Origin of the sequence: Delftia sp. CH05 (assembly GCF_009827015.1) — a bacterium.
GTDB classification, from domain to species: domain Bacteria; phylum Pseudomonadota; class Gammaproteobacteria; order Burkholderiales; family Burkholderiaceae_C; genus Comamonas; species Comamonas tsuruhatensis.
This window is the reverse complement of record NZ_WUMG01000077.1, coordinates 1-11106: the sequence shown is the minus strand read 5'-3', so window position 1 is coordinate 11106 and position 11106 is coordinate 1. Positions and strand designations below refer to the sequence as shown.

Genomic DNA, 11106 nt, shown 5'->3' with positions numbered 1-11106 from the left:
GCCCCCGCAAAAGACCATCGAAGTTGCACGCCGACAAGGGCTATGACTACAAGCGTTGCCGTGCGCACTTGAGACAACGGGGCATCGCCAGCCGCATTGCCAGGCGAGGCGTTGAGAGTAGCGAGCGACTGGGCAAGCATCGCTGGGTGGTGGAGCGGACTCATGGATGGTTTGCAGGCTTTGGCAAGTTGCGAATCCGCTTTGAACGACGGCTGGATATCCACGAAGCGCTGCTAAAACTGGCAGCGGCGATCATCTGTGCACGCTTCGTGGATCGGTGGTGTTAGCCACTCTAAGAGTACCTCCTGATTGCAGTGCGGATGGCGAAGGCTCGCTTCGACGATGTGGCCCATGAGCTCCGCAAACGCCTTGAACTGAGTGGGGTGTTGCGCTTGAAGCTCGAGGAACTCGAACGCAACAGAAACAGCCGACACAAGCTCAGTGGAACCGGAGGCCAAGTAGTCCTTGAATCGCTGAAGCCCCTCGGTTAGCGCGTAGCCTCCTTGCAAGCACATGAACACCAAGTCGTACGAGCCTAGCGAGACGAAGCTGCGATTCCGCAGAAACATCCGAACGACAGCGTAGGTGTATTGCTGGGGCGTCAGTTCCCCTCGTTCTCCGGCGTACCGGAGAACCTCCTGCGGCCACACCGACTTGAGCTTCGCCGATGCAAGACCAAACTGAGCGAGTCGCCCGTCAACGGTGAACAGGGTTGCGTTCTTTTCCGATGTCAGTAGCAGTGCAGCGAGTTCCTCGTCTTCGAGAACGTCCTGCGCTCGCTCCAGGTCTGCCGGAATCTCTTCCGGGCCATAAGCAGGAGCCATCACACAGTGCAGTCGGACGGCGTCAACCATGGTTTGAATGAACGCGGTCTGCCGTTCCCTGTCCTGGGTCGTGTACTCGACAAACCGCATCGTGCCGTTGTCATCAAACATCTGCCCGTCGGAGCGTTCGACCTTCGCCTCTTCGAGTCGAGCTTCGAGAGTCTCAACGGACTTCGTAGAGATATAGACGCGAGGTAACGCCGCCAGGGCGGCAAGACAGTCAAGTGACGCCAGTTCAGCAATGGTTGCAGCGTCAACAACATACTCGACGTCATGCCGTTGGAGCAGTTCAACAGCAGCCTCCCGTTGCTCCTTGGTGCCATCGCACACGAACAAGGGCGGCGCGTCAGACGGCCAACCAGCGACCATGTCTATCACGCTTCGGCCGAGCAGCTTGCCCAAAATTCCCAGCGTGATGGGGCTGTCCGCGTAGCCTTGAAGCGCGCGGCGTGAGTGCTCGGACTGCCGCTTCAGCATGGCGTGCACGTGGCTGAAATCGACCCCTTTGTCTGTTTTCGGGACAGGAACGGACATCAACGGCAGGTTTGAAGCAACAGGCGAGTTGACCCGTGCCTGCGCGATGTGAAGCAGCCGCCGGAAGGTACTTGTCACCCCTTCGACAACGAAGCGCAGTTCGGTTCCGAAGGGTCCGGGCAGAGAGACTTGCTGGCCCACGGCCGCGCCCAGTAGGCTGCGGGCTAGATCATCGGACGGAGCGACCATGCCTTCGCGAGCTGGGAGGCCCGGCAAACCCGCCGGGTCCAGAGACAGTGTCACCGTCTCGCCCAATTCGTTCTTGAGCGTCACGGCAACCCCAGGCTGAACTTCCGTCAGTTCCTCTTCCATGAATGGAAGCTCTTGAGGTGCGGCAACTAGGGCGATGAAGTAGGCTGAGGCTGCATCTACATCGTCGAGGTTGCGACGAAACATGCCATACAGCCGCAGCATGCCGGTCTCTTTGCGGCCGAAGCGGAGTTCAAGTGACGCAACCTGAGAAAGGAGTCTTGGTGGCCCTGACAAGTCGGCCGGAACCGACTCAAGCGCATGGTGGAATCGGGCCATCTTGCGCATCTTGAGGTCGAGCGCGAGACGTAGCAACCAGCCGCCGGCCTCCTGCGGCCGCCGCTCGCAATGCAACTCAGCAAGGGGAACCAGAAACTCCCAGTCTGATGCCTGCTGTCCTAGGTCAATTGCGAGACTCAAAGTTCGTTCGTCGCTTGTCCAGGTGTCTGGAAACGACAAGATCAGTTCCTTCGCCTTGCGGAGTGCGCCCGTGCGCACATAGCAGCGAAGCAGCCGGTTGTGGAGCTCGGAGTGCTTGCCGCGTGGGGCGAGTAGCTCGTACTGACGAGCGGCAAACTCCAGCTTGTCCGTGGCGAAGAGCAGGTCCGCGAGCAAGAGTCGCTCTGCCGAAGCAGTGTCCTTTGACACCAGGGTGCAGGCCTTTTCAATCGCGGCATCGGCTGTCACTTCGTCTTTATGCGCATGCAGTATCCGGGCGCCGCCACATATCACGGCGAGGCTGTTTGAGTTCGCAACATCCGCTGCCTTGACCTCCGTCAGCGCTTGCAGCTTGCCGGTGCCCGAGCGCCAAAGAGCGACCCACCGCATAGCGAGCAGCAAGTGCGGCACCTCTGCCTGCTGGTAGCCCTTTTGCGTCACCAAGGCTTGCACGGCCTCGACCAGCTGAACATCGCCCACATCAGCGGCATGCTCCGCGACCAGAATCAACGCCTCTTCCTCCAGATCTTCCAGCCACTCCCGACCAAGTTGGTCCAATTCGTCTGAGCGGCCCAGTCTACGATAGGCTTCTAGTGCGACGCGTTTCAGCCGAGGGGGCAGCACGCCGGCGTGTCGGGCCTCCTCGATAAGAGCCAAAGTCTCACCAGGCGCACCCAGCACAAGGTAGCTGTAGCCAAGGTGCACCAGCGTTTCTTCGACTGAGCCCGGCGATTGCACCGCCCAAACCTGGTCTTTTCGCGGGGTGAGCGCTTCGACTGCCTGCCTAAGCGCGGCGATTGCTGCTTCGCCCACCAGACCATGTGCGACCTTTACGGGGTCGCAGGCAGCTGCCTCGAGTGCCAACACCAGCGCCGTGTTCCTGACAAAGAACGCAGCGTTCGGCTTGGCCAATGCTTTGGCGCTAAGCTCGACGGCGCCAGCTAGGTCTCCGGCCTTCTTCCGCGCCCAAGCAAGGAGCTGCAGCACATCGCAGTCGTCGCGCATCGCGGCCGGTGCATCAGCGAGCGCCAGGGTGTGACCCTTGACCATCCTGGCATTGGCATGGGCAATCCAGACGTGGACTGATACGGGATACCTTGCCAGTGCCTCATGTCCTGCGGCCAGTGCCTCGTCGACCTTGTCAGTGAAGAGGAGGCCTCTCACCTTCGCAGCTGCGATTTTCTCGTCGTCGGGATACAGCTCGGAGGCGCGAAGGAAGTCAGGGGCAGCAGCAGCGCCGCTCTCCAGATGCCACGTGCAGACGCCCCGCTGCACGTACCAGCGTGCCTGCTGGTGAGCATCGAAAAGCGACATGTCCGCGCCGATACGCTGCAAGTCTTCAAAGGCATCCTTGAACCTTGAGGCTCGAAGCACATCGTTGACGGCGTCAAGTTGCGAAGTAAGGAACTTATTGACCGAGTCGGCACGGCCGCTGGGCAGGCCAGTCAGAACTTCCAGTTTGGAGTTGATGCTGAGCAGGTTCGCCTCAATCCCTGAGTTCTGTTCATCCAAGCGGTGAAAGACGGCGCCAGGTGCATTGGGAGCGTAGTCGTTCTGGAGCCTCGAACTGCCGCGAATGTGCCGGCAGAGGTCCTGCCAGAACTCAATCTTGACTGGATACTTCCCCTTAGCCACCCTGGCATCGGACAGGTCCTGCACTTCCCGCAGAAGCACCGCATCACTTGTGGCAGTGGTAGAGACGATGAGGCGTACGATTGGGGTGTTCGCCTTGTCTGCTTCTGAGACCTCATGCTCTACGTGCTTGAGCTTCAGGGCACCGTCTGCGTACCTCTTGCATTGAACGCCTAGCCGGCCTTCTGGTGCATCGATGAACACATCGATGCCGCCTTGTTTCTGACCCCGGCGCCCGTTCGTCTGCGGCAATGGATCATTGAAGACAGTCCCGTAGATGCGGGCACACATGTCTTCGAAGGCCCCATCTTCGGTGGGTTTCGAAATCTCGAACTGCACGTTGTGCATCTTCCTCCCCGCGGGTGTGAAAACGGATCCAGCCAGGCCCGGGCAGCCAACGGCTGGTGGGAATCATACGTGCGCAAGTCGCCTGGAGCCCCCGAGTTGTTCGAGTCTGCCAACGGCGACACTCCTTGAGTGTGAGACGGTTTGGCAGACTTCCTTGATGCGTTCTTTGGTAGGCGTCCGCTCTTGGCCGACTGGCGACGGCCTGCACCAGTTGAATGCCTCTCCTTAACCGGACGCTCAAGGTGCAGCCTCGAAGGTCAGCTTTGCGGTGCTGTACTCACCATTAGCTAGGCCCGGCTTCGGCCAACAGCAGACGGTCGCCCAAACAGCAGAAGTAGGTATTCGTGAAAGTTATCTCCGTTGAAATCACACGTCTCGTCGACGACAGCGCGTATCCGCCCCTGGTGGAATGCATCCTGGTCGACGCACAAGGTCGGACGCATCGGTTCGTGGAGAAGGATGCCATCGTGAGTTCCGCCCCCTTACCTGTCGACCAGTTGCCGGTGCCAGGCGTTATCGCTTGCGAGGTCGAATCAGAGTGGATTGACGCGGCGGGCCGGTCATTGGTCAGTGCTTCGACGACGAAGCCTTCGGGAGTCGAATCCACGGCTGGCACCAGCAACTTTGTCGTGCTTGCCGGGCAACTGCGGGAAGCCTGAGCATCGGACAGAATCCGGCCAGGGGCGGACAGCCGCAGTGCGCTACCGAACGACGACTGCAAGCTGACTACTGACTTTGAGATTTCAGAACTGAGCGACCGTCGCCTGCGAAAGAGGCCACTGACTCTCGACAGGCGCGGCGGTACGCTGTGCACCCGGAACAGGTCAATCAGAGACGACTCAACGCTAAATCGTGCAACCGGCTGCTCGCGCAGTTGGCGAGTTAGCGCTTTGCGCCGAAAGTGGCTCGTCCGCGTTACCCGGAATCAGCCGCTTATGCCGGAGCTTATCGGCGCTGTAGGCGATCGGCTGCTGTGGCAAGCGCGGATCTGAGCCTTGAAGATGAGGCAGCGCACGACCTCTGGCGTGGCCTTCGGCTTGCGCGAAGTCGCTCATCACTTCTCTGGCGCATGGCTCAAATCGGCATCGGCGCCATCAATTGCCCAATGACGTGCAGATGCCGTACTATCCGCAGCACTGCTCACAAAGCATTTGCCGCCGAGAAACTACTGCAAATGTATGCGCCGTTGCTGGCGGCACATCGTCGGCTCGTGTTTTGCACACCAGCGTTTGGCATCAAGCTACTCCTTTTCGGAGGTTTTAGATGAATCCATCGTGGTTTCGGACGCTGGCAACGGCTGCCGCGCTGCTCACTCCTACGTTGGCGCCAGCCCAATTCAGTGGCGATTTGGTGCTCTGGCCGAAGGGATGCGAGGCCGCTGGGGAATGCATCATCAAGGAGGCTCTGCGTTTCAAAGATGCATCTGGAACGGTCTGGGAGGCGAAGGCGGGGCTCAAGACGGACGGTGCCTCAATCCCGGGAGTCTTCCAGCCGTTCATCGGGAGTCCCTTTGAGACAAGGTTCATCAAGGCAGCTGTGATCCACGATCACTACTGCGACCGTCACGTCCGCTCGTGGAGGATGACGCATCGGGTGTTCTACGATGCACTGCTGGACCAGGGTGTTTCCCAAGCGAAGGCCAAGACCATGTACTTGGCGGTGTTGGTTGGCGGGCCCAAATGGATCAGGCTCATCGCCGGCAACGCCTGTGGGAAGAACTGCATCAACGCGATGAAGTCGGTCACAGGCGACACGGGGTTTCGGACCCGGCCTGCCGACTACAGCTTGCCGGCATTGGCTCCAGCCATGCAAGAGGTCTTAACCCAGCTGGAAGCCAACCCAAACGCGCTGACGCTCGAACAGATCGAAGAACGAGCGCAGCAGCTAATGCCAGGGGACTTCTACTTTGCCAACGGTGACACCTTAGTGGTGACCGGGGAGGACGCCATCCAGTGACCGTACGGACCAATGAGGCGCCAACGCGCTACTGGTCTCTCCGCGACTACTCTGGGAAAAAGGAACTGCCATGGCAATTTTGAGTGCACTGAAGAGCGGCTCCAAGGGGCCTGCGGTCGAGAACATTCAGAAGCAGCTTTTAGCGCTCGGCTATGCTCTGCCTCGTTTCGGCGCTGATGCAGATCTTGGGGATGAAACGCTGACTGCGTATGCCGCTTTCATGATCGAAGCAGGGTTGCTTGCACCAACCGATGATCTCCCCAAATCGGTCACCGTGGCCGGAGCAGCCGCACTGGACAAGGCCTTCAACTCCTTGAGCACGAGTCCGGCTCCCAGCGAGATCATTAACGAAGAACTCAAGCACCCACACTCAGGGCGTTCCAAGTCCAATCCGTTCAGGCCTTGGTCCGCGATCACCGCGATCGTGCTGCACCAGACGGCCGCCAAGATCGGGGAAACGGCAGAAGCCTGGCACAACGTGCCCATTCATTTCGGCGTCACGCGCGGGGGAAAGATCTACCAGCTATATGCGCTGACTGAGGTTTGCAACCATGCAGGAAACCTCAACAAGATCAGCGTCGGCATCGAGATCGACGGCTGGTTTGCTGGGATAGAGGGGAAGCCGGAGACACTCTGGCAACCTAGCGGCTCGAACCCCAAGCGCTTGCCCATGAATCTCCCGAAAGCGCAGACGATAGCTGTCCAGACGACGATCAGGTGGATCATCGATTCGGTCGCGGCCCAGAATGGCGCCATCAAGACGGTCCACCCTCATCGGCAGTCGAGTAAGGATCGCCAATCCGATCCAGGGTCGTTGATCTGGCAAACGCTGGGCCTGTGGGCAAAGAGCACGTTCGGGCTCCAGGATGGTGGCAAGAACTTCACCGTGGGCGACGGCCTGGTGATTCCCGAAGCCTGGGATTCAACGTACGTGGGCAACAAATACTGAACACCTTAATAGCGCGGACTCCCCACGCCTTCACAACTACGGAAGGCGCGTGCAGCGACGGTTGAAGCCATTCCGACGAGGACACAGCATGGCAACAGAAGAAACAACAGTCACTCTGATAGTCCGTCCTGGCATTGATCTTCAGAGATCCGAAGGATTGAAGACGAGGTTGAATGTCGTCTGCGGCAGCGTAGGCGGCACCATCTTCACTGCGGTCATGGATGGCAATGGGAAGGCCGACATCCGTATTTCATGTCTCAAGATGGCCATGGATACACAGGACGGCGTGGAAGCCATCATGGATCATTTTGAGATCCTGGCCACGAAAAGCCAACGACCCTTCATATGGGTGTTGCTGTCTGAATTTCTCAAAGGCAGGTAAGGTCGTAGCAACGCAGGAAGAGTTGCCGTGTAGCCGCGATGCGATTGCCAAAGCACGGTCACCCATAGTTGCGGCGATCGCGACGCACTCCAACATTGGATTCGACGCGGGGCCGATCTCCGCCACTGTTTCGCGTTCAACACGATTTGGAGAGCGACCTTGCGCGAAGTCGATCCCTTGCTGCCCGAGACAGCCCTCGAACGACGAAGACGGGATTGTCCGTAGGCCCTTCCAGCGAGTCGTTCGATCCACGGAGGCTTAAGCGACAGCAAACTGGCGCAGACCGTTCGCTCGCCGTTTTGGTATCAGCGCCGGCAACCGCTGCAAAGCCGACACCTGACGGCTAAGGCCGAACGACTGCAGCGGGTAGCGGTTCAATCGCCCAACCCAAAGCCGTCGTCAAACCTCACCCAGCTTGAGCCGCTTTACAGCGCCCGCACCGGAATGCAGATGTCGCAGCAGAACTCGCCGGTTTCGGCATCCATTGCGGTGACCGCAGAAAACATCTCAAAGCAAGGCCGGTCGTCGCATTGCATGCCGCTGGACGGCATCCATTCGCGCGTCAGCCACATCCAGGCGTTGGCCAAGCCCTCGGGTTTTCCTTTGAACCTTGCCACGGCGTAGCGGCCGCCCGGCAGGGATTGGGTGTCCACCTGGCCGCTGGCGACGAAATGCGCGGGGACTTCCACGCAGGCGTCATAGCGGCATTTGTTGGCGGGTGTGAGAGAGGGGTCGTCATAGCCTATGCCGTAGCACGTTTTATCGCTGAGGCCATTGGAATGCATCCACGGCGCAATGGTGCCTCTCCAGAATTGGCCTATGGCTGGCCCATAGGGGCCGATCAAGCGTTGATAGGCGACATGTGCTTTGGGTAGATCAATGATGCGGACGTCCATGGCGATTTCTTCCTTCAGGTGACAAGAGCCCTGAGGTTCGCCGAACGCGCATGGGTCTTCCTGATGGAGATTGCCGAAGACCTGATCAGGATTGCTCTGCTGTCTGCCTGGCGGCTGCCCGATGGCGGCCGCCTGGGTTTTCAGCCGCTCAAGCGTGGTGGAGCGCCAGGCCGATGGCGTGCAGCCAAACTTGAGCTTGAAGGCGCGCGCAAATGCTTCGCCCGATTGGAAGCCGGTGGCCAAGGCAGTTTCAAGCACGGTTTCCTTGCTGCCGCAGGACAGCCGGAACGCCGCTTTCTCGAGCCGTCGGCGCTGCGCATAGCTGCCCAGCGTTTCTCCCATCCATGCGGCAAAAATTCGGTGAAAGTGGAAGCGCGAGAAATTGGCGATGTCGGCCATATGTGCGCCATCCAGAGGCTGATCCAGGTGGGCATCGATGTAGTTGAGCACGCGATTGATCCGTCGCGCGTACTCGGCGCGGGATGCCTGCTCGGAAGGCTTGTTCGTCATGGTCGTTGTTCTTCAAATCACCGTGCATGCGGCGGTGGGGCCTGCCTGTCAGCAGGGGGCGGATGGAGACAACCAGCCGGCGCAGCTCTCGTCAGGCCGGCGCCTTGCCTTTCACCCACAACCCAAACTCCTTCATCACTTCCACCACGGGCTTGAGCCGCTCCCCATCCTGGGTCAGTTCGTACTCCACCTTGATCGGCGCCGTGGGGTAGACGGTGCGCTTGACCAGGCCCGCTTCCTCCAACGCGCGAAGGTCCAGGGTGAGGGAGCGTTGGGAGATGCCGGGCATGTCGCGGCGCAGGTCGTTGAAGCGCCGGGGGCCGTCGATGAGGTAGGAGGCGATGAGCAGCCTCCAGCGGCCGCCCAGCAGGCGCATGGCTTCTTCCACGGAGCAGCCGGAGATGTTGGATTTCATAGCACATTCATCATAGGCAGGCGGTAGGTATATTTTTTTAACCTATGGGCAGTTTTATTGCCTTCTTCCAGATTGTTCCCTGGTGCATGACATTGGCCAGGGGCTGCGCCTGAATGCGCAGGCCCCTTGTTCCATCACCAGAGAAATTCCATGAAGCTGTATTACCTGCCGGGCGCCTGTTCGCTGGCGCCGCACATTGTCCTGAACGAGCTGGAGCTTGATTACAAGCTGGTCAGGGTGGACCACAAGACCCACCAGATGGAAGACGGCAGGGACTTCCGTGCGCTCAGCCCGTTCGGCTATGTCCCCTTGCTGGAGTTGGACGACGGCAGCCTGCTGCGGGAAGGGCCTGCCGTCCTGCAGTATCTGGCGGACCTGCGGCCTGCATCGCTTCTGGCGCCAGCCCATGGCAGCCTGGAGCGCTATCGGCTGCTGGAGTGGCTGGCCTTTCTGAATTCGGAGATCCACAAGGGCTTCATCCCGCTGCTGTATGCGGTGGCGGCGGGAAAGTACGGCGTGGAGACGGCCAAGCCCAAGCTGGAGCAGCGGTATGCCTGGGTGAACGCGCAACTGGCCGGCAAGCGCTACCTGATGGGCGATGGCTTCACCGTGGCCGATGCCTATCTGTACGCGCTCACGCAGTGGGGGCAGGCGCCGTGGCTGGAGTCGGTCTACAAGACGAGCATTCGCTTCGATGGCCTGGAGCATCTTGCCGGCTGGTACGCGCGGATGCGGGAGCGGCCTGCCGTGCGCCGGTCGCTGCAGGCGGAAGGTTTGCGATAGGGCCGGTGGCCGCCACGCATGCGGCCACCACGCACTTTGCTGCGTCATGGCAAGCAGCCCGCGCCTTGCGGCCTTGAGGGTGCCCAATGCAAATTGTCTGACGTGAAGTGACGTGGTGTGGACGTGACGGATCACGCCAAGGTTTCAAGGCTCACGGCCACGATGACGGGGGCAGGATCGGTGTTCACGAGGCGCAAGGCCTGGTTTGGCTGTCCGTCTCCGCGTGCGCGCTGAACCGTCACACCCATGGCCTGCACGGTGTCAGCCTCATCCAGCGTCTGGCGCAGCGAGGCGGGGATCGGCGCTGCGGCAGTGAAGTCGAAGCGGGGTTTCAACGCGACGTAGAAAGTTGACACACGGCACGCCATCAGGCCGCCAGGCCCGAAGAATACGCCTGCATCCGGCACCAGGCCGCGACCCAGCGCCACCATCGAGGCGTCGTACCAGCTGCCGGGGTAGATCGGCACTTGGTCCCAGCATTCAGAGGTGATCGTCACCGTCTCCAGCGAAGCTGCGGGTAGCGCGAGGACGCGGCCGGAAGCGTCCAGGGCCTGCAGGGAAGCCGGAGCCTGCGGCCCTGCGCCGGATGGGTCGTTGAGATTCAAGCGCAAGGTGCCGGGGTTTGCGATCGTGCCGACAGCCACTGCTGCGCTCCACTCCGACGAACTCTTGGGCAGTGTCCAGATCGGTTTCCACTGGAGGTAGCCGGTCTCGTACACCTTGGTCCATCCCACCGGAGTGGGCGAGTATGCAGGTTCGCCCGCAGGCGTTGCCATCTTCTGCATGGCGCCTGCAAGCATCGACTGATAGGGAAATTTGCAGGCTTCGAGTACCTGCAGAAAGGTCTTGTATCCCTGCGAAAAGCTGCGCCCCGACGCTTGGTACAGCGCGCCATTGGCAGCGGACTGGGGCACCGTATCTGCAAAGAGAAACTGCGCGTCGGCCATGGTGCCGGTCACTGGATCCGGCCAGTTCCACGCGGTCACCGGCATCAGCATCTGCCCCCGCACCAGCGGCGCCGAAATGGATGCCGAGCGCTTGAACACCATGCCGGTTTTCGGCCCGCTCGATACGCTTGGGGCCCTTGGGGGCGGAGGCACCAGATCAGCCAGGCCGCCGAGGAACTGATGGATCACGTTCATGAACGCTGTCTCCGGTGGGATGGACCAAGGTGTACGAGACCGGCTACC

At 60.4% G+C, this 11106-nt stretch carries 10 protein-coding genes; 6 read left to right on the top strand and 4 right to left on the bottom strand.

Features of this window, described 5'->3' with window-relative positions; genetic code table 11:
* The coding region (locus GRX31_RS29590) for a transposase (protein WP_160856109.1) at positions 1–287 on the top strand (287 nt) is incomplete at its 5' end.
* On the opposite strand, the gene GRX31_RS29585 is transcribed toward GRX31_RS29590, so the two are convergent.
* Positions 234–4025 carry a PIN domain-containing protein gene (locus GRX31_RS29585; protein WP_160856107.1) on the bottom strand — a complete coding sequence of 1264 codons (3792 nt, stop codon included), beginning with the start codon at positions 4023–4025 and terminating at the stop codon, positions 234–236. The two genes, GRX31_RS29590 and GRX31_RS29585, sit on opposite strands and share 54 nt — an antisense overlap.
* A gap of 344 nt (positions 4026–4369) precedes the next feature.
* Between GRX31_RS29585 and GRX31_RS29580 the strand changes: the two genes are divergently transcribed.
* From GRX31_RS29580 to GRX31_RS29565, 4 genes are all read left to right on the top strand, one after another.
* A complete protein-coding gene (locus GRX31_RS29580; protein ID WP_160856105.1) occupies positions 4370–4684 on the top strand; it encodes a hypothetical protein in 315 nt (104 codons plus the stop codon).
* 604 nt (positions 4685–5288) lie between these two features.
* Positions 5289–5981, top strand: coding sequence for a DUF1353 domain-containing protein (locus GRX31_RS29575; protein WP_160856103.1), 693 nt, complete (start codon positions 5289–5291; stop codon positions 5979–5981).
* Positions 5982–6051: 70 nt separating this feature from the next.
* Positions 6052–6930 (top strand): peptidoglycan recognition protein family protein, encoded by an 879-nt coding sequence (locus tag GRX31_RS29570; RefSeq protein WP_160856101.1) that lies wholly within the window; start codon positions 6052–6054, stop codon positions 6928–6930.
* Between the two features lie 88 nt (positions 6931–7018).
* Positions 7019–7312 (top strand): hypothetical protein, encoded by a 294-nt coding sequence (locus GRX31_RS29565; RefSeq protein ID WP_155294206.1) that lies wholly within the window; start codon positions 7019–7021, stop codon positions 7310–7312.
* A gap of 425 nt (positions 7313–7737) precedes the next feature.
* Here GRX31_RS29565 and GRX31_RS29560 read toward each other — a convergent pair whose 3' ends face one another.
* Together GRX31_RS29560 and GRX31_RS29555 are read right to left on the bottom strand one after the other, a co-directional pair.
* Positions 7738–8718, bottom strand: a complete 981-nt coding sequence (locus GRX31_RS29560) for an AraC family transcriptional regulator (protein ID WP_160856099.1) — start codon at positions 8716–8718, stop codon at positions 7738–7740.
* A gap of 91 nt (positions 8719–8809) precedes the next feature.
* Positions 8810–9133: a winged helix-turn-helix transcriptional regulator gene (locus GRX31_RS29555; RefSeq protein WP_047328095.1), complete on the bottom strand. Its 324-nt coding sequence runs from the start codon at positions 9131–9133 to the stop codon at positions 8810–8812.
* Positions 9134–9283: 150 nt separating this feature from the next.
* Here GRX31_RS29555 and gstA point away from each other — a divergent pair, with 150 nt between their 5' ends.
* Positions 9284–9916: a glutathione transferase GstA gene (gene gstA, locus GRX31_RS29550; RefSeq protein ID WP_160856097.1), complete on the top strand. Its 633-nt coding sequence runs from the start codon at positions 9284–9286 to the stop codon at positions 9914–9916.
* Between the two features lie 131 nt (positions 9917–10047).
* Here the strand turns inward: gstA and GRX31_RS29545 are convergent, their stop codons facing one another.
* The gene (locus GRX31_RS29545; protein ID WP_160856095.1) at positions 10048–11058 is read right to left on the bottom strand and encodes a hypothetical protein; all 1011 of its coding nucleotides are present in this window, start codon (positions 11056–11058) and stop codon (positions 10048–10050) included.
* Between the last annotated feature and the right edge of the window lie 48 nt (positions 11059–11106).

Coding starts and splice junctions, on each gene's coding strand:
- GRX31_RS29585 (WP_160856107.1), bottom strand. CDS start 4,025: ATGCACAACGTGCAGTTCGAGATTTCGAAACCCACCGAAGATGGGGCC.
- GRX31_RS29575 (WP_160856103.1), top strand. CDS start 5,289: ATGAATCCATCGTGGTTTCGGACGCTGGCAACGGCTGCCGCGCTGCTC.
- GRX31_RS29570 (WP_160856101.1), top strand. CDS start 6,052: ATGGCAATTTTGAGTGCACTGAAGAGCGGCTCCAAGGGGCCTGCGGTC.
- GRX31_RS29565 (WP_155294206.1), top strand. CDS start 7,019: ATGGCAACAGAAGAAACAACAGTCACTCTGATAGTCCGTCCTGGCATT.
- GRX31_RS29560 (WP_160856099.1), bottom strand. CDS start 8,718: ATGACGAACAAGCCTTCCGAGCAGGCATCCCGCGCCGAGTACGCGCGA.
- GRX31_RS29555 (WP_047328095.1), bottom strand. CDS start 9,133: ATGAAATCCAACATCTCCGGCTGCTCCGTGGAAGAAGCCATGCGCCTG.
- gstA (WP_160856097.1), top strand. CDS start 9,284: ATGAAGCTGTATTACCTGCCGGGCGCCTGTTCGCTGGCGCCGCACATT.
- GRX31_RS29545 (WP_160856095.1), bottom strand. CDS start 11,058: ATGAACGTGATCCATCAGTTCCTCGGCGGCCTGGCTGATCTGGTGCCT.